Origin of the sequence: Corynebacterium sp. TAE3-ERU12 (assembly GCF_019209905.1) — a bacterium.
In the GTDB taxonomy this organism is placed as follows: Bacteria; Actinomycetota; Actinomycetes; order Mycobacteriales; family Mycobacteriaceae; genus Corynebacterium.
On record NZ_JAHUTM010000001.1, the window covers coordinates 726444 to 752413 of the forward strand.

Annotated in this window: 22 protein-coding genes and 2 tRNA genes; 14 read left to right on the forward strand and 10 right to left on the reverse strand. The window is 60.8% G+C overall.

Annotated elements, in window-relative coordinates; all coding sequences use genetic code 11:
• Nucleotides 1–57: 57 nt before the first annotated feature.
• From KRX51_RS03345 to KRX51_RS03355, 3 genes are all read left to right on the forward strand, one after another.
• Nucleotides 58–528 (forward strand): ribose-5-phosphate isomerase, encoded by a 471-nt coding sequence (locus KRX51_RS03345; RefSeq protein ID WP_218361516.1) that lies wholly within the window; start codon nucleotides 58–60, stop codon nucleotides 526–528.
• Nucleotides 529–666: 138 nt separating this feature from the next.
• Nucleotides 667–2085: a glycoside hydrolase family 1 protein gene (locus tag KRX51_RS03350; RefSeq protein ID WP_218361517.1), complete on the forward strand. Its 1419-nt coding sequence runs from the start codon at nucleotides 667–669 to the stop codon at nucleotides 2083–2085.
• Complete coding sequence (locus tag KRX51_RS03355) at nucleotides 2082–3347, forward strand: MFS transporter (RefSeq protein ID WP_218361518.1); 1266 nt, start codon at nucleotides 2082–2084, stop codon at nucleotides 3345–3347. The genes KRX51_RS03350 and KRX51_RS03355 overlap by 4 nt, the downstream gene beginning before the upstream one ends.
• 4 nt (nucleotides 3348–3351) lie before the next feature.
• Here KRX51_RS03355 and KRX51_RS03360 read toward each other — a convergent pair whose 3' ends face one another.
• The 8 genes from KRX51_RS03360 to KRX51_RS03395 all read right to left on the reverse strand — a co-directional run bounded on the left by KRX51_RS03360 (nucleotide 3352) and on the right by KRX51_RS03395 (nucleotide 8754).
• A complete protein-coding gene (locus KRX51_RS03360) occupies nucleotides 3352–3567 on the reverse strand; it encodes a hypothetical protein (protein ID WP_218361519.1) in 216 nt (71 codons plus the stop codon).
• Between the two features lie 158 nt (nucleotides 3568–3725).
• Nucleotides 3726–4508 (reverse strand): ABC transporter permease, encoded by a 783-nt coding sequence (locus KRX51_RS03365; protein WP_218361520.1) that lies wholly within the window; start codon nucleotides 4506–4508, stop codon nucleotides 3726–3728.
• On the reverse strand, nucleotides 4505–5341 hold the full coding sequence (locus KRX51_RS03370; protein WP_218361521.1) for an ABC transporter ATP-binding protein: 837 nt from the start codon (nucleotides 5339–5341) through the stop codon (nucleotides 4505–4507). The genes KRX51_RS03365 and KRX51_RS03370 overlap by 4 nt, the downstream gene beginning before the upstream one ends.
• A 6-nt stretch (nucleotides 5342–5347) precedes the next feature.
• On the reverse strand, nucleotides 5348–5689 hold the full coding sequence (locus tag KRX51_RS03375) for a PLDc N-terminal domain-containing protein (protein ID WP_218361522.1): 342 nt from the start codon (nucleotides 5687–5689) through the stop codon (nucleotides 5348–5350).
• Between the two features lie 6 nt (nucleotides 5690–5695).
• On the reverse strand, nucleotides 5696–6391 hold the full coding sequence (locus KRX51_RS03380; RefSeq protein WP_218361523.1) for a DUF5808 domain-containing protein: 696 nt from the start codon (nucleotides 6389–6391) through the stop codon (nucleotides 5696–5698).
• Nucleotides 6391–6720: a PadR family transcriptional regulator gene (locus KRX51_RS03385; protein ID WP_218362254.1), complete on the reverse strand. Its 330-nt coding sequence runs from the start codon at nucleotides 6718–6720 to the stop codon at nucleotides 6391–6393. The genes KRX51_RS03380 and KRX51_RS03385 overlap by 1 nt, the downstream gene beginning before the upstream one ends.
• A gap of 120 nt (nucleotides 6721–6840) precedes the next feature.
• Entirely contained in the window at nucleotides 6841–8325 is a 1485-nt protein-coding gene (locus tag KRX51_RS03390; RefSeq protein ID WP_370625005.1) for a hypothetical protein, read from the reverse strand.
• Nucleotides 8326–8679: 354 nt separating this feature from the next.
• A tRNA-Gly gene (locus KRX51_RS03395) sits at nucleotides 8680–8754 on the reverse strand.
• A gap of 204 nt (nucleotides 8755–8958) precedes the next feature.
• On the opposite strand from KRX51_RS03395, the gene KRX51_RS03400 reads away from it, so the two are divergent.
• From KRX51_RS03400 to KRX51_RS03415, 4 genes are all read left to right on the forward strand, one after another.
• Nucleotides 8959–9035: transfer RNA gene (locus KRX51_RS03400), tRNA-Pro, on the forward strand.
• 70 nt (nucleotides 9036–9105) lie between these two features.
• The gene (gene tig / locus KRX51_RS03405; protein WP_218361525.1) at nucleotides 9106–10485 is read left to right on the forward strand and encodes a trigger factor; all 1380 of its coding nucleotides are present in this window, start codon (nucleotides 9106–9108) and stop codon (nucleotides 10483–10485) included.
• Nucleotides 10486–10781: 296 nt separating this feature from the next.
• Nucleotides 10782–11375 carry an ATP-dependent Clp protease proteolytic subunit gene (locus tag KRX51_RS03410; protein WP_218361526.1) on the forward strand — a complete coding sequence of 198 codons (594 nt, stop codon included), beginning with the start codon at nucleotides 10782–10784 and terminating at the stop codon, nucleotides 11373–11375.
• Between the two features lie 57 nt (nucleotides 11376–11432).
• A complete protein-coding gene (locus KRX51_RS03415; protein ID WP_218362256.1) occupies nucleotides 11433–12053 on the forward strand; it encodes an ATP-dependent Clp protease proteolytic subunit in 621 nt (206 codons plus the stop codon).
• Between the two features lie 82 nt (nucleotides 12054–12135).
• Here KRX51_RS03415 and KRX51_RS03420 read toward each other — a convergent pair whose 3' ends face one another.
• Nucleotides 12136–12930 (reverse strand): hypothetical protein, encoded by a 795-nt coding sequence (locus tag KRX51_RS03420; RefSeq protein ID WP_218361527.1) that lies wholly within the window; start codon nucleotides 12928–12930, stop codon nucleotides 12136–12138.
• 231 nt (nucleotides 12931–13161) lie between these two features.
• On the opposite strand from KRX51_RS03420, the gene clpX reads away from it, so the two are divergent.
• Nucleotides 13162–14421: an ATP-dependent Clp protease ATP-binding subunit ClpX gene (gene clpX, locus KRX51_RS03425; RefSeq protein WP_218361528.1), complete on the forward strand. Its 1260-nt coding sequence runs from the start codon at nucleotides 13162–13164 to the stop codon at nucleotides 14419–14421.
• Between the two features lie 13 nt (nucleotides 14422–14434).
• Here clpX and KRX51_RS03430 read toward each other — a convergent pair whose 3' ends face one another.
• On the reverse strand, nucleotides 14435–15211 hold the full coding sequence (locus tag KRX51_RS03430; protein ID WP_218361529.1) for a TetR/AcrR family transcriptional regulator: 777 nt from the start codon (nucleotides 15209–15211) through the stop codon (nucleotides 14435–14437).
• 433 nt (nucleotides 15212–15644) lie between these two features.
• Between KRX51_RS03430 and KRX51_RS03435 the strand changes: the two genes are divergently transcribed.
• The 6 genes from KRX51_RS03435 (at nucleotide 15645) to KRX51_RS03460 (ending at nucleotide 25853) form a co-directional block, all read left to right on the forward strand.
• Nucleotides 15645–16628 (forward strand): malate dehydrogenase, encoded by a 984-nt coding sequence (locus KRX51_RS03435; RefSeq protein WP_218361530.1) that lies wholly within the window; start codon nucleotides 15645–15647, stop codon nucleotides 16626–16628.
• Between the two features lie 99 nt (nucleotides 16629–16727).
• Entirely contained in the window at nucleotides 16728–19487 is a 2760-nt protein-coding gene (locus KRX51_RS03440) for a valine--tRNA ligase (protein ID WP_255549454.1), read from the forward strand.
• A complete protein-coding gene (locus KRX51_RS03445) occupies nucleotides 19484–21166 on the forward strand; it encodes a folylpolyglutamate synthase/dihydrofolate synthase family protein (protein WP_255549361.1) in 1683 nt (560 codons plus the stop codon). The genes KRX51_RS03440 and KRX51_RS03445 overlap by 4 nt, the downstream gene beginning before the upstream one ends.
• Nucleotides 21163–21579: a DUF4233 domain-containing protein gene (locus tag KRX51_RS03450; RefSeq protein ID WP_218361532.1), complete on the forward strand. Its 417-nt coding sequence runs from the start codon at nucleotides 21163–21165 to the stop codon at nucleotides 21577–21579. Before KRX51_RS03445 ends, KRX51_RS03450 begins: the two co-directional genes overlap by 4 nt.
• 81 nt (nucleotides 21580–21660) lie before the next feature.
• Nucleotides 21661–22071, forward strand: a complete 411-nt coding sequence (gene ndk / locus KRX51_RS03455; RefSeq protein WP_218361533.1) for a nucleoside-diphosphate kinase — start codon at nucleotides 21661–21663, stop codon at nucleotides 22069–22071.
• 266 nt (nucleotides 22072–22337) lie between these two features.
• The gene (locus KRX51_RS03460) at nucleotides 22338–25853 is read left to right on the forward strand and encodes a translation initiation factor IF-2 N-terminal domain-containing protein (protein WP_370625006.1); all 3516 of its coding nucleotides are present in this window, start codon (nucleotides 22338–22340) and stop codon (nucleotides 25851–25853) included.
• Nucleotides 25854–25970: the final 117 nt, after the last annotated feature.

The following is a 25970-nucleotide window of genomic DNA, read 5'->3' on the forward strand; positions in this document are numbered from 1 at the left end:
ATTGATTACCGCGTGGATGTACTGAGGTCGAACACAACTGTGACTAAAGTTCGAAGCATGCGTATTTACCTGGGTGCAGACCATGCCGGTTTTGAGATGAAGAACATCATTAAGGCCCACCTCGAAGAGGTAGGCCACGAGGTCGTCGACTGCGGTGCCCTCGAGTACGACGCCGCCGACGATTACCCGGCCTACTGCATTGAGGCCGCCTCCCGCACCGTGAACGACCCAGGTTCGCTGGGCATCGTGCTGGGTGGCTCAGGCAATGGCGAGCAGATTGCCGCCAATAAGGTCAAGGGCGCGCGCTGTGCCCTGGCCTGGTCCGTAGAGACCGCCAAGCTCGCCCGCGAGCACAATAATGCCCAGCTCATCGGCCTAGGTGGCCGTATGCACAGCGAGGATGAAGCGTTGGCCATTGTGGATGCCTTCGTCTCTCAGGAGTGGAGCAATGAGGAGCGCCACCAGCGCCGCATCGATATCCTCGCTGATTACGAAAAGACCGGTATCGCTCCCGCGCTGCCGGAATAACACGCGCAGCAGCGACCCTTTTACTCACCTAGCGCCCCGCTCGGACGTAGCTCCGGGCGGGGCGCTGCGTTATGTGGCGGCTCCACAGATAGGTAAATATTGCACCCAAAAGGGTTCGCAGTATTTATTATTTGCCACATGAAGTTTCATGGCTGGAAGCATTCATCGGGCGCAGCTTCGACACAACGCGGCGACCATCCACAGCACCCGCCCAATGCCGTACCCATCACCGCGCCCAACACGCTGGCAGAAGAGATTGACCTCCGCGGCATCGTGCTGGGAACAGCCTCTGCGGCCCTTCAGATTGAAGGAGGTGACCGCAATAACGACTGGGAGGAATGGTCGCGCACTCCCGGCAATATTGCCGACGGCTCCTCGCCAGTGCGCGCCACCGACCACTGGAATCGCTGGCGCGAAGACAACCAGCTCATGCAAGCAATGGGGTTGCGTGCAGCACGCCTTGGTGTGGAATGGGCCCGGATTGAACCCAGCCCCGGGGTCTTCGACCACGCCGCGATCGACCATTACCGCGAAGAAATTGGCGACCTTGTCGACCGCAATATCGCGCCGCTGGTGACCCTGCACCACTTCGTTAATCCCGTCTGGTTCGCCACACGCGGCGGCTTCACCAACTCTGAATCCCGTGGGGCTTTTCTGCGCTACGTCCGCACCGTCGTCGATGCTCTTGGTGACCTGGTCACCGATTGGGTCACCATTAACGAGCCCAATGTGTACGCCACCCAGGCACACTTATTCGGCGAAGGCCCGCCGGCGAACCGCTCCTGGCGGGACACGATGCGGGTGCTGCGGCACACAGCCATCTCCCATATCGGCGCTTATGACCTCATCCACGAGCTCCAAGGGGAGCGTGCCAACGTCGGCTTCGCCCATCATGCCCGCGCCTTCGCGCCCCGCAACCGCAATAACCGGTTTCATCGCGCAACCAGCGCCATTGCCCGCAAGCTTTTTCAAGACATCATTGCCGAAGCCATGCTTACAGGCACCTTCCACCCAGCAATCGGCGGCAACTGGCGCAGTGGAGTGCGACAGGGCCGCTACTACGACTACCTGGGCCTGAACTACTACTCACGCACCGCCATCGACAAGCTTGACGACGGCACCTTCCCCGGCGTTGCGGTCAACGACCTCGGTTGGGAGATCTACCCGCAGGGCCTAGTCGACTGCGCCCGTGACCTCATCGAACGCTATGACGCCCCGGTGTGGATTACCGAAAATGGCACCTGCGATAACGGCAATCCCACCACCGGGCAGCTTGAGCGGTTCCGCAGTCGTTTCATCGTGGACCACCTCACCGCAATCGCGAACTCGGGGCTTGATATCCCGCGCTACTACCACTGGTGTTTCGTGGACAATTGGGAGTGGAACCTTGGTGAAAAGCCCCGCTTCGGTCTTGTCCACCTTGACTACGACACCCAGCAGCGCAGCCCAAAACCCTCGGCCGAATTGCTCGGCGAGCTCAGTCGCACCGGCACCATCACCCGGGATCTTTATGCCCGCTACATTGCCGGTATTTCCTACCCGCAGGCGCCGGCATGAGTTCTGGCGATACCCACCCCACGGACCTGGTCGACCAGCCCGCCGACCACCGGCCGGCTGTGTCCCGCGGCTGGATCACCCGCTATGGGCTGCTCTACCTGGGGCAGAACACTTCCTGGGCGGCGCCTGCGCAACTATTGCTCGCCCAACAGATTCTGGTCTGGTACCCGGGGGAGAAGGAGCAGAAACTCGCGTTACTCATGGCTATTGGCGGTGTGGCAAGTCTTATTGGACACCCCCTGGCGGGGTGGCTTTCCGACGTCACTCCGGTGCGCTTCGGGCGACGGTCAACGTGGATTGCTTGCGGCGGTCTTGTTGCCAGCGCCTGCCTGATAGTGATGGCACACGCGCCGGGCTTTGCCACCTTGGTTGCTGCTTGGACGGTCTTCCAGCTCTTCATTGCCGCGTCAATTAATGCCGCGCAAGCCGTCGCACCCGATGTGGTTCCCACCCGCCAGTACGGCACAGTCTCCGGCGTGCTGGGCCTGACATACACAATGGGTTTGGTGCTCGGTACTGCGGTGGCGACACTGCTGGATATTCAAGCGGCCTACACGGTCACTGCGGTACTCGTGATGGTCGCCATCATCCAGTTCCTCATCGGCTTCCGGGATCCCGCCAGGGACGACACGGTTCGTGCCGACGTCAGCGTCGGCAAGCTAGAAACTCCGGATCTCGCCAAGAGCCCGCCTGAACGCAGCTACCGAGATTTCAACTGGGTATTCATCACCCGGTTCCTGGTTACTGCCGGCAATTATGTGGCGCTGTTCTACCTCTTTTACTTCCTGCGCGACCGAATTGGCCTGGCCGATCCGGACTCCGGGGTGCTGGTGCTGACCGGCATCTACGCGGTGTGCGTGGTGGTCACGGCGATGGTGTCCGGACCGATGTCGGATAAATCAGGCAAACGCCGTATCTATGTCGGTGCGTCCTCAGCAGGCGTTGCTGCCGCGTGCGTGCTGATGGCGTGGGCCACCAGCTTTGCCATTGTTATTGGGGGCGCGTTGGTCCTCGGCCTGGCCTGGGGAGTATTCATGGCCGTCGACCAGGCTCTCATTAATGAGGTACTGCCAAGCGCCGACCGCCGCGGACGAGATATGGGAATCATGAACCTGGCTGTGGCGGGGCCGAACACGCTGGCGCCGGTGCTTGCCGCAGCGGCGCTGACGGGTTTCGGGGGATATCCCGGGCTCTATCTATTCGCCGCCGGACTGACCCTGATTGGTGCAGTACTTATCCGGCAGGTTCGTACGGTTACCTAAGGGGCTAGTCGCGCTTGCGGGCGTGCCGATTTTCCTGCCACTCACGAACCTCCGTGGAGTTCCACAGGGTCAGCCCGTGCAGCTTAGTGACAGGTTTGGGGGCTTTTCCGCGTCCGGCGTAGCTGGTGAAGGTACCGCGAGCGGTGTTCGAAAACTCTGCGCATTGAGTCGCCGTCCACAGCTCGATGCCGGAGTCACGGTCGATGATGCGGGGATCCATAGGGATAAGCCTAAACCTTTCGTGAACAGTGTTTGCACTACCCCCACATTCCTCCCCAGGAAGGAAGTTATCCCTGTTCAGATACACACGTGGGCCATCACGTGGGATGTCATCGAAACACCAGCTGTGAAAGAGCCACCCTGAGTGTTCTCCCACCGCTAGGCAAGCTCCATGCGATTGAACCGGTATACAGCCCCGCCGACGAGTACTGAGGTGAGCATGAGGCTCGAAATAACTGGCCATAATCCGATGTTGTTAGATACCTGGCCAGAGAGTTGATGACTCAGCGTGGCTACCCCAAGGGGAGTGTGCGCACTGAGTTTTCCCCAGGCGCCCGCGATGGCGACCAGCAAGTACAAGCCCAGGCCAGTCAGCAGTGGAGGAGCGATGCCCTTCTTTATGGTCACGGCCAGAAGCTGGGCTGCGTGAATCATGATGATTTCGAGTGCCCACACCAGAGTTGCAGATAAGACAGCCGAATAGGGAGCATCTGGGAACAGTGGGGCAGTGCCCGCCCAGGTCAGTGTCGCCCCAACAAAGGCGAGTGCGATGACTGTTAACCAGGTTGTTAGTACCGAAGTGACAAAGTAATGCGAACGGCGGACATTTCTGGTGAGGATAAAGGGGATATCTCCGTTACTTGTCAGCGAGGCGCAGGACAGTGCATTAAACGTAATGATGGCAATAGAAATGACTTGGGAGAGACTTTTTACCCACCCTGCGTAGCTTTGCTGCCACGAAGGCTCGGGCAGCGTCGAGGAAATCAGTTGGACCATTTCTTCGCCACCAAGTTTTTCCATGATGGCAAGCATGTGTTCGGTTAAAATGCCCTGCGTTACTGCTAGTACTGCAACAAGACAAGCCATTAGCCAGGTTCCGGTGGAACGCAGCTGCCTTTTCGCGTGGTAGCCCCATACGGGAATCGCTTTACTGTTCATCATGAGTCCATATCCGCATGTGTGGTGAGATTCTCGAACCACTGTTGAATCCCCGGGTATTGTTTTTCCAGAACAGCATCGGAATCAACACTGTGGACTGCGTCGGCTAGTTTCTCGCTTACTTCGTGACGCGCGCTCAGAGTGAAATATGCGCGGGCATGGTGCGTGCTTTCGAGCACGTCATCCAATGGCCCTTGGGCGAGTAGGTGGCCGCGGTGTAGGACTCCGATATGGGTTGAGACCTTCTGCACATCGTCGAGAATGTGTGTGGAAAAAATTACTGTTGCTTGGCCGGCGATGTGTTTAATGATGGCGAGGACATCAGCACGCCCGATGGGATCAATCGCGCTGGTGGGCTCATCCAAAACCAATAACTGTGGGGCTGTGATGAGCGCAGCAGCTATTCCAAGACGCTGTTTCATCCCCCTTGAGAACGCGCCGACTGTCCCCGGTGGGTGCTTTAAACCCACGACATCGAGGAGGTCTGTTGCTCTGCTAGCGGCTATATCTGGCTCCACGCCATCCAAACGGGCTAAGGAGATCAGAGCATCTTTTGCTCCCAACCAGGGAGTGATCTGGGGAACATCAGGTAAGTACGACACACCTGGAACTGGTTTCGGGGGCAGGCTGCCACGGGGTACACCGAGCACTGTGGCACTGCCGCTGGTGGCGGTTGCTAACCCTAAGAGGATGCGGAGAGCTGTGGTCTTACCTGCTCCATTGGCTCCCACGAATCCGTAAACCGCCCCCTCCGGAACCTGTAAATTCACATTTGTGAGGACGTCGTGACTCCCGTATGACTTACATAAGTTGGTCGTTGTTACTGCCCAATCCATGAGAGCCTATTTTCCGTACAGGTTGTCAATAACAGTTGATGTTTCTTTGCTATCGGCAACACTTTTGGGGTGATGGGTCTGCTCATAATGGCGCTGTACGGCACGTTGACGTCGTTCTTTGCTATGTAGTACAAGAAAAACGACCGAGCCAATTATCCCGCCACAGAGGATAATAGGTACCCAGAGTGTCCGTGGAATATCGGAAATGCGGGTGCGCTTATCTCTGTATAAACGCACAAGTGCCCAGATCATCAGTGCTGCCTGAATCACTGCAATAAGTCCGACTGCCACTAATACTGGTGTGGTTAAGGTCTCTAGTTCTGGAATGGTTGTGTTAACGCCCACCATGGAATTTCATCCTTCCGATTGCTGGTGGTGTAGTTGAGCATTGATTCTGCTCAGCGCTGTTTTGACGTAGGCGATCTGTAGGGCGCCAGAGGTTATTGGCCATAATGCTGGCGCGATCAGGGCTAGCGGTTGTCGTTTCGTGGGCTGGTTGGCGCTACGGTATGTTGCCGCCAAACCAGCCAACAGCATCATGTGGATGCCGAGCTGATCCGCATATCGGCCAAGAGCAACCGCCTTTGGTGACTCGGGAGTGCTTCGCTGCGCAAGTCGTGGCAACGTCGCTGTTGCTGCGGAAATGAGCAGGGGAGTCAGTATTGCCTTTTTCCCGGTAGTGAATTTGCGTGGTTTCCCGGTGAGACTCCAACTTGTGGCAACGCGATCCTGCGGGGCCACCAGTGCAGCTGCACTTACGGTGAGCAGGCCGACAACGGTAGGTGCAACCCGCATTATTTTGCTTAATAATGGGGCAACGTTGTCCGCTAAATCGGGGAGCGAATCATCGGGGCGAATCCAACCGGCCTTGACTGCTACTGCAGCCACGTTGATATCCCATCCCAGCCCATATTTGCGCGGAACGAGAAGATTGGGGTTCTCGGGTTCAAATACGTCGAGAATCGCGTCGGTTTCTCCATTCCACAGTGGTGAAACAGGGATCCCGAACAGTCGGGTGCTTCCTTCTGCGTCGTGGCCGAACCATGTCATTACTGCTGTTCCTTTCGGTGTGTCACTTTTGCCACTGCCGAGGTCAGTACGTCCCACTCATCGTTTAACTCGGTGAGCCGCTGTCTGCCTGAGGTTGTGAGTTCGTAGATCTTCCTCGGCGGACCTGCTGGGGATTCTTCCCAGGAAGTAGTGACCAACCCGGCTTTGCGGAGGCGGGACAGTAGTGGGTAGACGGTGCCTGAAGACACTTCCACGCCTGCCTCCTGGCGCAGGCGGTCGAGAAGCTCACCGCCGTAGGAAGGCCTGCTTTCGAGGAGGCCGAACACGATGAGTTCGATGGCCCCTTTGCGTAACTGTGATTCTGCCAACGCAACACCCTTGTTAAGCATAGTAGCGTGTTATGCAACTAAGCCTAGATGTCACACATTGCCATTGCAATGCTCGAATGATCCGCTGGCCATAGCCGACGAAGGCCAGCAGCGTGGGCACTAGGTCACGCTGCGGCGAACCAGTTGGATATATGCTGGCAGAAGGCCGAAAACAGGGTGATAGCCGGCAGCTGTGACCCAGCTGTGGGCATCGTCGGCGTGCGGGGCGGCGACAATGTCGCACTCCACCTGCGCGTCAGGGAAATGCTCAGTGCAGATGTCGCTGAGCGTCTGGACGAACTCGCGGGGCAGATCGGTATCCGTCGCCACCGAAATGCGGTGCTGGTTGCTCGACGATGGCCGGGAATACGTGACACCCACCCAGACGCCGCCGTCTGGCCGATATTTACGGAGTGCCTGACGTACCGCGGCGAGGGCAAGCGCTTGACCAGAGGCGGCGGCTTCGCGTGCGCCAAGAGCCCGGGGCCATAGGCATGGCAATGCGGTTGCGTCTTCGGGTTCGGCGGATGCTGTGGGGCCAGAAAGCGATCCGGCATCGACCACCTCAACAGGGAAATCCAGCCCCTCGTACACCCCGAGAGCGTCAAGAACATCGCACACCTCGTGCACGACGCTGCCCGGCGGTGCGGATGCGGAGACCTCTACCGTCAGCAGCGGCTGAGAAATGGAATCGCCGGCTGGCTGCACAACATTCGGGCGCACCGCGCGCATAGCGTTGTCCCCATCGACCGCTAACCCCCAGGTAGCTAGCGATTCCGACATCATCGCTGGAGTAGCCGCCGCTGCGAGGCACCCCGGATCAGTTTCTGCGCACTCGCGCTGCAGCTGGGCAATAACCTTCTTCGGCGACAGATAGCCACCCTCACGGAGTGCGCGGTCAATGATTGTCTGCCCCGGAATAAACCGGCGCACCTCGATTGCGCCGCTGTCAGCGTCCCGGTGGATAACCACCGACGTTGAGCCTGAGGCTATCGAGCCGTCGGAAGCAACAACCGGAGCACAGGAAGCAACCGGGAGAAGATCCGCCGCCAATGGGATTTTGTACAGCAGGATGGGGACATCTTCTGCGTCCGGTTCGTGGATAGTCGATGGGAAAACAGAATGAGTACGGATGTCGCCGAAGGTTGCGTGGCAATCAACGACGCTGCCGAAAACGTCGGCAAAGGCCTGTGCCCGGTCAATGAGGTCCTGCAGAACCGGAGCAGTAAAAATCGGGTCGTCGGCAAGCACATGCAGAGTCAGGGCAGGGGAGTTCGTTGCTGACTCATGATGCGGCAGCACGCTATACGCCAGCCGACCGTAGCCTAGAGCGCCATCAGCGGGCTGCGGCGCCGCATCAAATCGGGATACGTATTCGCTGGTGAGTCGCCGCACGACGGAACCGGTAACGCACTCACGCACAGCAAGGGCGAGCAGACCTAGGGGTTCGGCGAGGGGCCACGATGGAATGTGGCCCACTAATTGCGAGCTAACGTGTCGAGCTGCCGCAAGCGATGCCTCGGGGGTATAAGCGCGGTCGTTGCCAGCAGAAGCGTCGAAATCAACCACAGCGAAAGCGTCGTTACCGAGGCCATTTGCGGTCACACACAGCTGTTGGTGGTAGACGTAATCGAGCGTCGTTTCATCACTAGGTGATCCGCCAAGAAGCCACTGAATACCGGTGTATTCGCGCTCGATTAACTCGAGTGCATCCCTCGCCGCGCCGACACTTTCAATGCAAATGTGGCGCGGAGATTCGCCTGGCGCTAGTGACAAGCCCCGCGAGCACCGTGGGATCGCAAGCCCGCAGGCCCATGCTGCAATACCCATCCAGCGCACATAATCAATGGTCATGATGTAACCCAGAGTACAACGTACCAGCTGAAAGTGGGGTGTCAAGTGCCCAAAAGGCAACACACGGCGAAGACCGCATCTCGGAGCCGAGATGCGGTCTATACGTGGAGGGGATGACGGGAATCGAACCCGCGTCTTCAGCTTGGAAGGCTGAGGTATTAGCCACTATACGACATCCCCAGTGGCGCAACCGGCGCTGATTATCAGCGTCAGTGCGTAGCAGAGTCTAGCGCACGGGTGCATGGTGAGAAAAACCGTTTTGCGCATAATGTGTGTTGGCGTCACCGTCGGCACGCTATTATCCCAGCGTATGGGGTTGGCGGGTTTCTTTAATGGGGCCGTGCGGACACCACTAAACAGGTACACGTACACTGCACCAAGCAACGGGGTATGGCGCAGCTTGGTAGCGCACTCGCTTTGGGAGCGAGGGGCCGTGGGTTCAAATCCCGCTACCCCGACCAGTAACACGGCAAACCGCCGTGAACTGACTAACGAATACCTTTCACATCAACAATCAGGAGTGTTAAGGCAGTGAAGAGCTCCGTCGAGAAGCAGAGCGAGACCCGAGTCCAGTTGACCGTCGAGGTTCCCTTCGACGAGCTCAAGCCGGAGTTCGAACAGGCCTATAAGGCCCTCGCTCAGCAGGTCACCATCCCCGGATTCCGCAAGGGCAAGGCCCCGGCGAAGCTCCTCGAGGCGCGCATCGGTCGCGGCCCGATTCTGGAGCAGGTCCTCAACGAGATGATCCCTTCTCGTTACGAGCAGGCTGTGCAGGAGCACGACGTCAAGCCGATCGGCCAGCCGGAGGTGGACATCACCAAGCTTGAAGACGGCGAGGTCGTCGAATTCACTGCCGACGTTGACGTCCGCCCCGAGATTGAGCTGCCGGACTTCTCCGATATCGCCGTCGAGGTTGACCCGCTGGTCGCCGATGATGAGGCAGTCGAGGCCGAACTGAACAACCTGCTGGCCCGCTTCGGCTCCCTGACGGGCGTTGAGCGCCCGGTTGAGAAGGGTGACTTCGTCTCCATCGATCTCTCCGCCACCAAGGACGGCGAGGAAATCGAGGAGGCCTCTACTGAAGGCATGTCCTACGAGGTTGGCTCCGGTGACCTCATCGACGGCCTGGATGACGCCATTATCGGCTTGTCCGTGGATGAGTCCAAGGAGTTCACCACCACCCTCGTCGCCGGCGAGCACGAGGGCGAGGATGCCCAGGTCACCGTGGTTGTGCGCTCCGTGAAGGTGCGCGAGCTGCCCGAGGCCGATGACGAGTTCGCTCAGATGGCTTCCGAGTTCGACACCATCGAAGAGCTGCGCGAGGACCTGGTCAAGAAGGTCGAGCAGACCAAGAAGGGCGAGCAGGCCTCCCAGATTCGCGACAAGGTGCTTGCCGACGCTATGGGCAAGACCGAGGTTCCGCTTCCCGAATCCGTGGTCAAGGAGCAGGTCGACGGCCAGTTGCAGCAGCTGCTGAGCCAGTTCGGTGGCGACGAGCGCGTGCTTAACCAGATGCTCGAGGCCCAGGGCACCTCCCGCGAGGACTTCGACGCTGACTCCCGCAAGTCCGCCGAAGAGGCCGTGCGCACCCAGCTGTTCCTCGACGCGCTGGCCGAGAAGGTACAGCCTGAGGTCTCGCAGCAGGAGCTGACCGACCACATCCTGTTCACCGCGCAGTCCTACGGCATGGACCCGAACCAGTTCGTGCAGCAGATTCAGCAGTCCGGCCAGCTCGGCAACCTCTTCGCCGATGTTCGCCGCGGCAAGGCCCTGGCTGTGTCCATCCTCGAAGCCGAGGTTAAGGACACCGAGGGCAATGACATCGATGTCGCCGAGTACTTCGGCCAGAACGACGCCCCGGCCGAGGGCGACGCCGAGACTGAAACCCAGTCCGAGGGCGACGACGAATAAGTCTGTCGGCCCATAGTCGCTAGCCGTTGTGTAGCGACGCACCAGCGGGGATAGCCCACAGCAGGCTGTCCCCGCTTTGCTGTAGCGGGGTAGTGGGTGGTCTTTACCCGCCACCGCGCGCCAACGCTGATAGCGAACACCCGCCAAGCGAAGAACAAGATGCCGCGTGTGTTCGTTAACCTCTAGTGCAAGCACTTGTCACATCACGTGTGCGCCCACATGGACTGCCCGCGAAGGCAGCCCGATGGTGCACTGGGTGTACGACGAGTAAGGCGAAATGAAAGGGAAGCGTACCGATGAGCGACCAGACCCCCTTGGCGGAGAACGCAGTATTCGACAAGCTCCTGAAGGAGCGCATTGTCTGGCTCGGCGACCAGGTTGATGATGACATCGCCAACCGCCTGTGCGCCCAGATGCTGCTGCTAGCGGCGGAAGACCCGGAGCGCGATATCGCGCTCTACATCAACTCCCCGGGCGGCTCGGTCACCGCGGGTATGGCCATCTACGACACCATGCAGTTCGTGCCCTGCGACGTGGCGACGTATGGCATGGGCCTGGCTGCCTCGATGGGCCAGTTCCTGCTGTCGGCCGGCGCGAAGGGTAAGCGTTATGCCCTGCCACATGCGCGCATCATGATGCACCAGCCTTCTGCCGGCATCGGTGGTACCGCCTCGGATATCACCATCCAGGCTGAGCAGTTCGCGCAGACGAAGAAGGAAATGGCCCGGCTCATCTCTGAGCACACCGGCCAGCCGCTGGAGCGCATCGAGGCTGACTCGGACCGCGACCGCTGGTTCACCGCCAAGGAAGCCCTTGAGTACGGCTTCGTTGACCACGTGGTGACCACGCTGAAGGACACCGCCGGCGATTCCACCACGGACCAGGCATAGGCAATGGGAGAAAAGGGAAACCACATGAACGAGATCACTTCGGAAATGAGCCCGGCCATGCAGATGCCGCAGTCACGCTATGTCCTGCCTTCCTTCGTCGAGCACTCCAGCTTCGGCGCGAAGGAATCCAACCCGTACAACAAGCTGTTTGAGGAGCGCATTATCTTCCTGGGTTCCCAGGTTGATGACACCGCCGCCAATGACATCATGGCGCAGCTGCTCGTGCTCGAGGGCCTCGACCCCGATCGCGATATCACCATGTACATCAATTCGCCCGGTGGTTCCTTCACCTCTCTAATGGCGATCTACGACACCATGCAGTACGTGCGCCCCGACGTGCAGACCGTCTGCCTGGGCCAGGCCGCCTCGGCGGCCGCGGTGCTGTTGGCTGCCGGCGCCCCGGGTAAGCGCGCCGCACTGCCCAACGCGCGTGTGCTTATTCACCAGCCGGCCACCCAGGGTGTCCAGGGTCAGGTGTCTGACCTGGAGATCCAGGCCAAGGAGATTGAGCGCATGCGTACCCTCATGGAGCAAACGCTGGCGCTGCACACCGGCCAGACCGCTGAGCAGGTGCGTATCGACACCGACCGCGACAAGATTTTGACCGCCGAAGAGGCCAAGGAATACGGCATCGTGGACCAGGTCTTCGAGTACCGCAAGCTCAATAAGCGCGCCTAGTACGTCTTGCGTCAATAGAGCAGCGAAAAGCCCGCCACCGGAGTATTTCCGGCGGCGGGCTTAAGCGATCAATCAGCCGGGGTTAGTTCTTGGCGGATTGCACCTGCACGTGGCCGACTGCGGGCAACACAGTGCACTCAACCTCATCACGGTAGGCAACCGTGCCGTAGGTGGAGATGGTGACAAGGCCCTCTCCGGTGTTGATGAGGGTGGAGTTCTGCGGAATCAACGAAAGAGCACCGACGTAGTCATCCATCGGCTCGATACCGGCGGTGAACGTGCTCCAGTTCACCCACATGGCCTTCAGACCAGCGCCGTCTTTAGGCACGGGGATGAGTTTGTCCGAACCGACCACACTATTGACGAAGATATGCCCCTGGGGGATATACGGGGACAACAGGTTATTCGCGCCGATAAGAGGGCCAAGACCGTAGTTCGGGCCGGGCTGCACATAGGACAGGGCGCCGGAGATTTTCGCGTCCGCGAAACCACAACCGGTGACCAGGTTGGCGGTCCAGAAATCCTTCTTCTCAGTGGAATCGCCCAACGAGGCGGTGGCGTCTTTGTCGACCGAGCCGTCGGCAAGCTTTTCCTGGTTGACCGGGGCCTGTGCACGCATCTGGGTGAAGGCCTCTGTGGCCCCCTCGCCGAGGAAGGGCAGCAGCTTGGTGAACTCATCAATATTCACGCCACCATCGGCAAGGGCCTGGTCGAGGATATTGGCGATATCTGCGGGCAGGTTGTCGGCACCCGGCAGAGCGGCGGAACCCGGTGTCTGGGCGTCTGGGGTGGGGGCCGCGACAGCTACGGGGGTGAGAAGGCCGAGCGAGACAACCATCGTTGTGGTTGCTGCAATGCGGCGCCAGTGGCGTGACATGGGGATTCCTTTCATCCGCCGACGATGGCCGGCACGGAGCAGCAGCGGCAATGACTGCTGTGTGGCAACAATCTTCCCATAGGGTAATCATTTTGAAACCCAAAATCTATTCCTATGGTGGGATATGCCGGTCTCACCACGCCGCAGAACCGGCTGCCAAGGCGCTACCCATAGTGCGGGGTAGTGTGGGAACGTCCCAGACGTCGGCAACAGAAGGAAGTGGTCGCTCTTATGGCGCGCATGCAGGAAAGCTCTGACCTCCTGAAGTGCTCCTTCTGTGGCAAAAGCCAGAAGCAGGTCAAAAAGCTCATCGCCGGTCCTGGTGTGTACATCTGCAATGAGTGCATCGAGCTGTGCAATGAGATCATTGAAGAAGAGCTGGTCACCGGCACCGGCGAGGCCGAAACCGGGGATCGCCTGCCCCGCCCGGGTGAAATTCGCGACTTCCTCGACCAGTACGTCATTGGCCAGGACTCCGCGAAGCGCACCCTCGCCGTGGCTGTCTACAACCACTACAAGCGCATCAACGCCGGTGAACTAGCCGCCGATGATGTGGAGCTGGCCAAGTCCAATATCTTGCTGCTCGGCCCCACCGGCTGCGGTAAGACCTACCTGGCGCAAACCCTGGCCCGCAAACTTGACGTGCCCTTCGCCATTGCCGACGCCACGAGCCTGACAGAGGCCGGCTACGTCGGTGAAGACGTCGAAAATATTTTGTTGAAGCTGCTGCAGGCCGCCGACTTTGATGTCGCCAAGGCCCAGCGCGGCATTATTTACGTCGACGAGGTCGACAAGATCTCGCGTAAGAGTGAGAATCCCTCAATTACCCGCGATGTTTCTGGCGAAGGTGTGCAGCAGGCGCTGCTGAAGATCTTGGAGGGCACGGTGGCGTCGGTGCCGCCCCAGGGTGGTCGCAAGCACCCGAATCAGGAGTTCATCCAGTTCGATACGTCGAATGTGCTCTTCATTGTCGCCGGCGCATTCGCGGGCCTGGAAAAAGTCATCCAGGAACGCGTGGGGCGAAAAGGCCTTGGCTTTGGTGCCGACGTTCAGTCCGCCGCCGACGAAGCCGATGTTGATGTCTTCGGCAAGGTGCTGCCCGAAGACCTCATCCGATTCGGCATTATCCCCGAGTTCATTGGCCGCCTGCCGGTGCTGGCATCGGTGACCAACCTGGACGAAGAAGCGCTGGTGCGGGTACTCACTGAGCCGAAGAACTCCCTGGTCAAGCAGTACGAGCGCCTGTTCACAATGGACGATGTGGAGCTCATCATCGACGATGCAGCGCTACACGCTATCGCGGCTAAGGCCATTGCACGCAATACCGGTGCCCGTGGTCTGCGCGGCATTATGGAGGAAATCCTGATGCCGGTGATGTTCGACGTGCCAGACCGCGATGATGTGGTGCGGGTGCGTGTGACCAAGGAATGCGTCGACGGCGCGGCCGAACCGGAGCTTATTACCGCTGACCAGGACGAGCGCTCCGCCTAATGGGCGCCGTCGGCTAGTCCTGGTAGATATCAGTGAAATCCGGGGCTACTTCGTCGGCGACGACCTGAGTGTCGTCCTCGCCGTAGACCTCGTCGGCAAGCTTGATCTGAACCTTCGTTTTTTCAGCCGGTAGTTCGATTCCGGTGTACGACGTATCGCCGGAGCCACCAGAGCTCGAGGTGAGAAAACCAATGATGGTGTCCGTCACCAATGCGCGGGTGCGATCGCGCAGGGCCTCGGCTGTGAGCGGCATGGAATAAATACCGTGGAAGGCCGGGTCGCCCAGGGTGGGGAAGCAGCACATCGAGGCGCAGATGAAGTGGATATCCAGGGCCGACACGTCGGTGCGGAATGCCCCCAGGTCGCGGCCTAATAGCAGGATGCGGTCGTATTCCTGAACTGCTGGGTGCTGTTCGACGAGATCCCCGGACTCGCCCGGAGGCAGTATCGGGTGAAGATTCTCCGCGGTAATCAGGCGCACTGAATTGGGGGAGGAGAAGAAGGCGTCAAAGACTCGGCCAATGACCTCACGCATCGCCTCAACAGGCACATCGGCGGTGGAGCGAAGCTGTTCGGCCGGGATATGCAGCAGGCGCAGGCCGTAGCGGAGCGTCTCGCGGTACAGCGAGGTTTTATCCCGGTAGTGGTAGGTCAGCTGCCGGCGGGTCACCCCAGCGGTCTGGGCGATCTCATCGAGGCGAGTATTGGCGAAACCCTTGCGAACGAACAGGTCCAGTGCTGCTTCCAGTACTGTGCGCTCGGCAAACTCGTCGTTCCCAGGTGGGGTCATGGAGCCTTCCTCGACGGGGGTGTGCAATAGCGCCAGCAATAACTGCCGACGCCGACGTCACCGCGTCCACGCAGTGCCGTCATTACTGCAATTAACTGTAATCGTGTGGCGAAGGCTGCAAAGAGTGATGCACCCCCGCCATGCGGGGAACACCATCGACAAAACTCCCGGTTGTTGCGGGTGAATAACCGCTGCACGGGGGTAATTAGACCCTCGTGTGGGTATTCCGCCTGGATGGGCAGGCACTGTTTAGCCGCGGTTGTGTTGGTTCTGTGCGTGACCAGGGGGTAGGTCGCTGTTGGCTGTGTGTAGCCCCTGGTGGCACGGTTCTGCATGTGCCCGCCCACGCCGCTATCGTGGGGCTGTAATTAAGACGTGTTTTACGAAGCGGATCCGGTCGCGTTTTCACCCGGGTCGCGCCGAAAGGATCTCGATGACCCAGACTCCTGTGAAGGTTGCCGTTACCGGCGCCGCCGGTCAGATTGCCTACTCCCTGCTCTTCCGCCTCTGCAACGGCGACGTGTTCGGCCCCGACCAGCCGGTCAGTGTCACTCTCCTGGAAATCCCGGAAGCCATCAAGGCCACCGAAGGCGTGGCGATGGAACTTCAGGATGCCGCCTTCCCGCTGTTGGCCAACCTTGAGATCGATGAAGATCCCAATAAGGCCTTCGACGGCGCCAACGCTGTTTTCCTCGTCGGCGCCAAGCCGCGCGGCAAGGGCGAAGAGCGCTCTGACCTGCTTGCCTCCAATGGCAAGATTTTCGGCCCCCAGGGCGAGGCGATCAACGACCACGCCGCCGATGATGTGCGCGTGCTGGTCATTGGCAACCCCGCCAACACCAATGCGCTCATCACCCAGATGCACGCACCGGATGTGCCCGCGGATCGGTTCACCGCGATGATGCGCCTGGACCACAACCGTTCGCTGGCCCAGATCTCGAAGAAGGTTGGCCGCCCGGTCACCGATATTGAGAAGATGACCGTGTGGGGCAACCACTCCGCCACTCAGTTCCCGGACGTCACCTACGCCACCATCGGCGATGAGAAGGTTTCCGACCTGGTTGACAATGCCTGGCTGGAAGATGAGTTCATGCCGCGGGTTGCTAAGCGCGGTGCGGAGATCATTGAGGTGCGTGGCAAGTCCTCGGCCGCCTCGGCTGCCTCCGCTGGCATTGACCATATGCGTGACTGGGTCCAGGGCACCCCGGAAGGCGACTGGGTGTCCGTTGCCCTTCCCTCCGACGGCTCCTACGGCGTCGATGAGGGCCTGGTCTTCGGTATGCCGTGCGTGTCCCGCAACGGCAAGTGGGAAGTCGTTGAAGGCCTCGAGCTCAGCGACTACCAGCGCAAGAATATCCAGGCCAACGTCGAAGAGCTGCGCGCCGAGCGTGAAGCTGTCGCCGACCTGCTGCGCTAATAATAGTTGCGCACTGACCAGCGCCGAGGCTGTATCTGTGAGGGCTTAGTCCTTAGCGGAATGGCCTCGGCGCTTCAGCATGTCCGGGCACCCTTTAGACTGTCCTGCGTGACACATTCGAGCAGCGATACCCCAGAGCAGCCCACCGACCGCGCAGCACGCCTGCCTAAGTCTTGGAACCCTTCCGACGTAGAAACTGAGCTTTACGACGGCTGGGTAGACGCGGGCTATTTCACAGCTGATGCCAATAGCGATAAGACGCCGTACACCATCATGCTGCCGCCGCCGAATGTGACCGGCCAGTTGCATATGGGGCACGCGTTGGACCACACGCTTATCGACGTGCTGTGCCGACGTAAGCGCATGCAGGGCTATGAGGTGCTGTGGCTGCCGGGCATGGACCATGCCGGTATCGCCACCCAGACCAAGGTCGAAGCCAAGCTCAAGGAGCTCGAAGGTAAGGACCGCTTCGACTACGGGCGCGAGGAATTCGTCGGCAAGGTCTGGGAGTGGAAGGACGATTACGCCAAGCGGATCACCCGCCAGATGCGCACCATTGGTGACTCCATGGACTGGTCGCGGGAGCGTTTCACCTTAGATAAGGGCCTCTACCGCGCTGTCCAGACCATCTTTAAGCACCTGTATGACGCGGGCATGATCTACCGCGCTAACCGCATGGTGAACTGGTCGCCGGTGCTGCAGACGGCCATCTCCGATATTGAGGTCAAGTACGAGGACGTTGACGGTGAGCTGGTCAGCTTCCGCTATGGCGACGGTGATGACGCCATTGTGGTGGCCACTACTCGTTTGGAAACGATGCTTGGCGACGTTGCGATCGCCGTGCACCCCGAGGATGAGCGCTATACCGGCATGGTCGGCAAGGAATTGCCGCACCCGTTCCGTGATGACCTGACGCTGAAGATCATCGCTGATGATTATGTTGACCCCGAGTTCGGTACCGGTGCGGTCAAGATCACCCCGGCACATGACCCGAATGACTTCGCCATGGGCCAGCGGCACAACCTGGACATGCCGGTCATCATTAATGAGGTCGGTGTCATTGCCGATACCGGTACCCGTTTCGACGGCATGGACCGTTTCGAGGCCCGCAAGGAAATTTGCGAGGCACTGCGCGAAGAAGGCCGCATCGTTAAGGAGATCCGCCCCTACGTGCACTCGGTGGGTCATTCCGAGCGCACCGGGGAGCCCATTGAGCCGCGCCTGTCGCTGCAGTGGTTCGTCAGCGTCGACAAGCTGGCCACCATGTCCGGTGACGCGGTGCGCAATGGCGATACTGTGATCCACCCGTCCTCCCAGGAGCCCCGCTGGTTCGACTGGGTTGATGACATGCACGACTGGTGTATTTCCCGCCAGCTGTGGTGGGGCCACCGCATCCCGATCTGGTACGGCCCGAATGATGAAGTTATTTGTGTTGGCCCCGATGAGGAGCCGCCGACGGGGGAGGGCTGGCACCAGGACCCCGATGTGCTGGATACCTGGTTCAGTTCGGCGCTGTGGCCGTTCTCTACGCTCGGCTGGCCGGATGCCACCGCTGACCTGAAGACGTTCTATCCGACGTCTGTGCTGGTCACTGGCTACGATATCCTGTTTTTCTGGGTGGCCCGGATGATGATGTTCGCCACCTTCGCCTCCACCCTCGAAGACACCCCGATTGGGCTGGGCAAGGATGGCCGCCCGCAGGTGCCGTTTACTGACGTATTCCTGCACGGACTGGTCCGCGATGAGCAGGGCCGCAAGATGAGTAAGTCCCTCGGCAATGGCATTGACCCAATGGATTGGGTCCGCGATTACGGTGCCGACGCACTGCGCTTCACCTTGGCCCGCGGTGCGAACCCTGGATCTGATCTGCCCCTGGGCAATGATGCGGCACAATCCTCGCGTAATTTCGCTACCAAGCTGTTCAACGCCACCAAATTCGCCCTGATGAACGGCGCCCACGTCGGCGAGCTGCCCGATCGTGAGACGCTGACCGACGCTGACCGGTGGATTCTGGACCGGTTGGAGACCGTGCGCGCCCAGGTGGATGCCGCCTTCGACCGCTTCGAGTTCGCTAAGGCCTCCGAGGCGCTGTACCACTTCGCGTGGGATGAGTTCTGCGACTGGTACCTCGAGATCGCCAAGTCCGATTTCCCGCGTCCCAACGATGAGACCACCCCGACCGAGCAGCAGCAGGCCCGCATGGCCTCTACTCGCGTGGTGCTCGGCCGCGTGCTTGATGTCGTGTTGCGCCTGCTGCACCCGACCATGCCCTTCGTCACCGAGGTGCTGTTCAAGGCGCTTACCGAGGGTGAGGCAGATATGCCCGAATCCCTGGTGATTGCCCAGTGGCCGGCTGCCGGTGGCGCTAATGGTGGTGCTGAAACTGACCAGACCGCTGCCCGCCGCATGGATGACCTGCAGAAGCTGGTCACCGAGGTGCGCCGCTTCCGTTCTGACCAGGGTGTTAAGCCCGCCCAGCGGGTGCCCGCCCGGGTGGACCTGGCCCCGGCTGACCTGGCCGCCCAGGAGGATTCCATCCGCACCCTCGCGCGACTTGAGCGCCCGGAGGAGGGCTTCTCGGCTACTGCCTCACTTGAGGTGCGCCTGTCTCAGGCCACCATCACTGTGGAGCTGGATACCTCCGACGCGGTTGATATCGCCGCTGAGCGTCGTCGCCTAGAAAAGGACCTCGCCGCCGCTGAGAAGGAACTGGCTGGCACTGAGAAGAAGCTGGCCAATGAGTCCTTCTTGGCCAAGGCCCCGGACCATGTGGTGGAGAAGATCCGCGCCCGGCACGAGGTGGCGCGTGAGGAAATTGAGCGCCTCCAGACTCGACTCGATGGACTGCCCAAGGCATGACCGATAGCAACGAACTGCCCGACGACGGTGGCACCGGTGACGACAAGATTTTCGACGTCACCATGGGTGAGGTGGCGAAGAATATTGATTTCGACGCCGACCCAGAAGAGGAACTAGCCGCTGCGCAGGAGCCCAGCGGTGCTGCGGTGAACCCTGAGGTAGCGGGTCTAGATGACAACTGGGATGGTTCCGGCAATCCCAGTCTCATCGACCTCAATGATGAGGGTCTGTCTTTACCGCTGACCGGACCCACCAGCGATCCGGAGCCGGAGAAAATCTCGGCCGCGGACTTAGCCGCCCTCGCTGAGGTCGAAGCGGAGCTGGATACCCGCTGGGGGGAAACCCAGATCGAACCGAGCCTGGACCGCATCGAGCGGCTGATGGATATCCTCGGCCACCCGGAGCGCACCTACCCGGTGATCCACATTGCCGGCACCAATGGCAAGACCTCCACGGTGCGCATGATCGAATCCATCGTGCGCGCCCTCGGGCGGCGCACTGGCCGCTACACCAGCCCACATCTGCAGCTGGTTACCGAACGCATCGCCATTGATGGGTCCCCAATCCACCCGCGCGATTACATCCGCGTATGGCAGGAGATTCAGCCCTTCGTGGAGATGGTTGATGCCGAGTCTGTCGCCGAAGGCGGACCCCGGATGAGCAAATTCGAGGTGCTCACCGCTATGGCATACGCCGCTTTTGCCGACGCCCCCGTCGAGGTCGCCATCGTGGAGACCGGCATGGGCGGCACCTGGGATGCCACCAATGTTGCCAATGCTGATGTGGCCGTTGTTATGCCGGTGGGCCAAGACCACACCGAATACCTTGGTGAGACCATCGAGGAGATCGCCGCGGAAAAGGCCGGCATCATCAAGTCCCGGTGGGACCGCGGTGACCTGCTGGCCCCGCCAGATAATGTGGCGATCATTGCTGAGCAAACCCCAGAGGCGATGAAGGTGCTGCTCAACCGCGCCACTGAGGTGGACGCCATGGTCGCGCGTGCCGGTATCGAATACGGCGTGGAAGAGCACACCATCGCCGTGGGTGGACAGTCGATGTCCCTGCGTGGGCTGGCTGATTCCTACACCGACATCTTTGTGCCGCTGCATGGGCCACACCAGGCCCGCAATGCGGCCACCGCCCTGGCTGCGGTGGAAGCATTCTTCGGTGCCGGCCCGGGGCGAGCGCTCAATATCGACTCCGTACGCGATGGTTTTGCCCAGGTGAACTCTCCGGGACGGCTGGAGCGCGTCCGCGCCACACCGAGTGTGTTCGTCGACGCCGCCCATAATCCGCACGGGGCCAAAGCACTCAAAGAAGCCCTGGGTGCTGCCTTCGACTTCCGCCGGGTGGTTGCTGTGGTGGCCACCTTGGGGGAGAAGGACTCGCGCGGCATTCTCGTCGAGTTGGAGGAATTCGCCGACCAAGTCGTCGTCACGCAAAATGCCTCGCCACGGGCCACCGACTTCCGCGACCTGGAAGATATCGCCATCGAGGTTTTCGGCCCCGAGCGAGTCCACGCCATTGACCATCTGCCATCAGCAGTGGAGTTGGCGATTGCGCTGGCCGAAGAGACCGATTCTGGTGACGGCATTGTGTCAGGATCGGGTGTGATTATCACCGGTTCAGTAGTCACCGCCGGTGAGGCCCGCACCCTGTTCGGAAAGGAACCGCAATGAGTCAGCAAACCGAATACGGGCCACTCGGGCCCGGTCACGACCCGGAAAAAGACCCCATGGTGGGGCTGCGCGGAGTCATGGCCGGCACCTTAGTGATGCAATCCATCTCGGTGCTGCTCGGCCTGTCCGTGGTCGCCCGCGTCGCCGAGGGCACGCTGGCAACCCCGTGGCGCATGGGCTACGTCGCATTCCTGGGCATTGCGCTGCTGGTGATGGCGTTTTTGCAGAAGAAGTCCTGGGCGCTTAAAGCCGACCTGGGGCTGCAGGTGCTCGGTGTCCTGGCGGTCTTCGTGCACTGGTCAATGGGGCTGGTGGGCCTGCTATTCCTGCTGGTGTGGTTCTACATTCTGCATCTGCGCAAAGCCTTGCTGGAACGCATGCGGATGGGGCTGCTCACCACACAGCACACCTAGGCCGTAGCGTCGAAAAAGCCCGCTATCTGGCTAAATCAGCCCGCGGCGAGAAAGCGGCGCACTACCGGTAGGATCTGATCCATGACTGAACGCACTCTCATCCTGATCAAGCCCGATGGTGTCCGACGCGGCCTCGTGGGCGAGGTCATCTCCCGCATCGAACGCAAGGGCCTGAAGCTGGTGGCCATGGATCTGCGCACCGCGGATAAGGCCACCGCCGAGGAGCACTACGCAGAGCACAAGGAACGCCCCTTCTACGGCGACCTTGTGGACTTCATCACCTCCGCACCGCTGGTCGCCGGTGTTGTTGAAGGCCCGAACGCTATTGCCGCATGGCGCCAGATCACCGGTGGCACCAACCCCGTCGAATCCGCCACCCCCGGTTCCATCCGCGGTGACTTCGCCCTCGAGGTGGCCGAGAACATCGTGCACGGATCCGACTCGCCCGAGTCCGCTGAGCGCGAGATCGGCATCTGGTTCCCGAACCTCTAGGCCGCCGCAGCACCACGTAGCACCCCTTACGCCCCGCATCGCCGTTATGGCTGTGCGGGGCGTTGTTATGCAACCCGAGTGACCGGATGAGCCCACCCCAGTGCTGTCTATGCGACAATGGCAGCAGTGTTCGCTCCGCATCCGCGTTTTCGATCGCTGAACACTGCAACTAAAGACTTGTACACAGCACTAGCTGCCTAATAGGGGCCCCGCCACCGTTACCGGTGGTCGCGAGGCCAGGTGGCGCCAAGGAGAACCGAATAATCGTGGCCGAATTAAGCCAGGACAATATTGAACGCGCGCGCAGTTTCGATCGCGACGCCGCACCCAGCAAGATGCGCGTCCACGAGCTCGCCAAATTGCTGGGCATGCAGTCCCGCGACCTCATTGGGGTCCTCGCCGATAATGGTGCTCCCAGCAAGCGCGCCTCCTCGTCGGTAACGGCCGACGAACGCGACCGGGCCCTGGATACCATCGCCGGTGCCGACAGCGAAGCTGCCAAGGACAAGCCCGCAAAGAAGGCGCCGGCGAAGAAGGCCGCGAAGAAGACCGCGAAGCGCACCACCAAGAAAACCGCGGCGAAGAAGACAACTGCGAATAAGGCCGCGGCGAAGAAAACCACGCCGCGCGCCACTAAGAAGACCACTGCCAAACAGAACGCGGCAGCAGATGAGACGGCGACTGAGCAGCCCTCGGCGCAGCCGGCGGCCTCGGATGAGCCTTTGCTGCCGGACTTTGTGATCCAGGACGACACGCTTACCGAGGTCGTGCCCCCGGTGACCCCGCCGCCGGAGAATCCGGTTGCCGATATTCCGATCTTCATGGCGCCGCAGGAAGTCACCGAGCCGGCTCCGGCGAAGAAGGACTCCACCGACGACGGCGATGACCAGCCCGGTGATGACCGGCCTAACCGTCGTCGCCGTGGCCGCGGTCGTGGCCGGGGTGGCAATAACGGCAATAGCGGCAATAACACCGGCTCCGGAAATAACAGCGCTTCCGGCAATAACTCCGCAACCAGCGATGATTCGGCCGACGAGGTGGAGCAGGTCGACGAACCAGTCGCGATTAAGGGCTCGACTCGTTTAGAAGCCCAGCGTCGTCGCCGCGCTGACCGTCGTGAGCAGTCCCGTAAGCGCCCGACGGTGTCGATGGCCGAATTCAGGGCCCGACGTGAATCCATTGAGCGCACCATGGTGGTGCGTGACCGTGACCGCACCGACCACCCCGGCACCGTCAGCCAAGTCGGCATCCTTGAGGACGGGCTGCTTGTTGAGCATTTCGTCACCTCAGATACGCAGACCTCGATGATCGGCAATATCTACCTGGGCCGCGTGCAAAACGTGCTGCCGTCGATGGAAGCCGCCTTCATCAATATCGGCACCGACCGCAATGGTGTCATCTACTCCGCTGACCTCAACTGGCGCGAGTTGGGCGCTAATCGCTCCCGACGTGTCGAGCACGCCTTGAAGACCGGTGACCAGGTTCTGGTTCAGGTCAGCAAGGACCCGGTGGGGCATAAGGGCCCGCGTCTGACGATGCATATCTCTATGGCTGGCCGGTACCTGGTTTATGTGCCCGGTGGTAAGTCTGCTGGGATTTCCCGCAAGCTGCCGGAGCCGGAGCGCAAGCGGCTGAAGGAGATCCTCAAAGACGTCACCCCGCAGGGCTCGGGAACGATCATTCGCACCGCCGCAGAAGGCGTGGAAAAGGATGCGATCGCCGAGGACATCAATCGCCTGGAAAAGCGGTGGCAGGACATCTCCAAGCGCGCTGAGAAGGAGAAGAACACCAAGGGCGCCAAGCCGGTCACCATGTACGAAGAACCGGACATGCTGGTCAAGGTGGTCCGGGACCTGTTCAATGAGGACTTCGACAAGCTCATCGTGGAGGGTAAGTCCGCATGGCGCACGGTGAAGAACTACGTCGACGACGTTGCCCCGGAGCTTTCTGACCGGCTTGAGCGCTATGACGCCAGCAAGAATAAGGGCGTCGATGTGTTCAGCCACTACACCATCGACGAGCAGATCCGGGAGGCCCTGGATCGCACAGTGACGCTGCCCTCTGGTGGTTCGCTGGTTATCGACCGCACCGAGGCGATGACCGTTATTGACGTCAATACCGGCCGATTCACCGGTTCTGGCGGCAACCTCGAAGAGACTGTCACCCGCAATAATCTTGAAGCCGCCGACGAGATCGTGCGGCAAATGCGGCTGCGTGACCTTGGCGGCATGATTGTCGTTGACTTCATCGACATGGTGCTGCCGGAAAACCAGGACCTGGTGCTACGCCGCCTGAATGAGGCACTAAGCCGGGACCGCACTCGCCATGAGGTTTCTGAGGTCACCTCCCTAGGCCTGGTGCAGATGACGCGGAAGCGTTTAGGCACTGGCCTGCTGGAGACCTTCACCACCCCGTGTAGTGAATGTGATGGCCGTGGTCTGATCGTGCATGAGGACCCGGTGGAACAGGAGGCGCAGACTCCGCGCAATAAGCGCCGCCGCAAGGTCAATGATCCGTCGAAGCACCCGGCTGCCTTGGCGCTGCGGGCGCATGGTGATGATCACGACGACGATGACGATGATCTCGACACGGACTCCGACAACGGCGAGTCCACCGAGACCAGGGAACACGACGCCGCCGAGGATCAGCAGTCCGACGCTGCTACCACGGGCCGGGATGACTCGCGTGATGAGTCCGATGGCCAGCAGCGCGGCAACCGCCGCAACCGTCGGGGGCGTCGTCGCCGTACCCGCTCGAATCAGGAGCAATCGCAGAGCCGCGACGATAAGCGCGACGAAAAGCGCGAGGATAAGCAAGAAGAAAAGCGCGACGATAAGCCGAAGCAGCAGGAGAAGAAATCCGCTCAGGCCGGTTCGGTGGATCTGGCCGCTATTGCTGCCTCAGCCACCGACGAGGCACGCGATAAGGACCCCGAGGAACCCTCGGATGACCGTTACGTGTCTCAGTCCGCGCGCCGTCGGCACCGTCGCCGCGTTGTCCGCCGCACCCAGCAACATCAGCAGGACCGCGGCCAGGAGCAGGCTCACGACGACCAGCCGAAGCAGGACCAACCCAAGGCTGAGGCGCAGCCTGAGTCCACCTCTGAGCCGAAGCAGCAGGCCAATGAGGCCCGCCAGGGTGCTCGCCGTGGTCGGCGCCGTACCGCTAAGCGCCGTGTGAGCACTGCCCAGCCCAAGCGTGCCGACGCCAAGCAGGAGCAGCCCAAGCAGGAGCAGCCCAAGCAGGACAAGCCCGCTAAGCAGGATAAGCCTGCCAAGCAGCAGCCCACTGCGTCGGCAAGCAAGGCCCAGACCTACGAAGAGGCCCTCGCCGAATTCGAGGCAAGCCCGCGCCGCAAGCGGCCCACCCGCGGACGCTCCCGCTCCGACCACGCGCCCAAACCGGAGGACTTCGGCATCACCGGCAAGGCAGCCAGCGACGCCAGCGAAGCCCAGCAGGCAACCGCCAAGGCCGCGCAGCAGGACCGCGCCGAGGCCCAGGCCGAAGCCGAAGCGCAGACCAAGAACCGCGCCGCACAGGACGCCGCCGATAAGGCAGCAGCTGAGAAAAACGCCGCCGTAAAGCAGGCGCCGCGCCGCGGTCGCCGCCGCGTGGTGCGCAAGACCTCCACGGCGCGTGCTCACAAACCGGTGAATAAAGAAAAGGAAGCAGCGCCGAAGGCCGCGAAGTCCGAGGCGAAGCAGCCAGCTCAGGCGACATCGGCCACTAGTGGTGCCCGTCGTCGCGGACGTCGCCGGGTTGTGCGTAAAACCTCGCACTAGCGCCGCAGCAGCCGCCTCCAGCTGAGGCCACCGCACATGGTGGCTTCGGGTGGAGGCGGGCGTGGATGAGTTTTTGGGGCAGGCAGTTTGTGATTTAGGCGGGTCATTGGCTAGTCT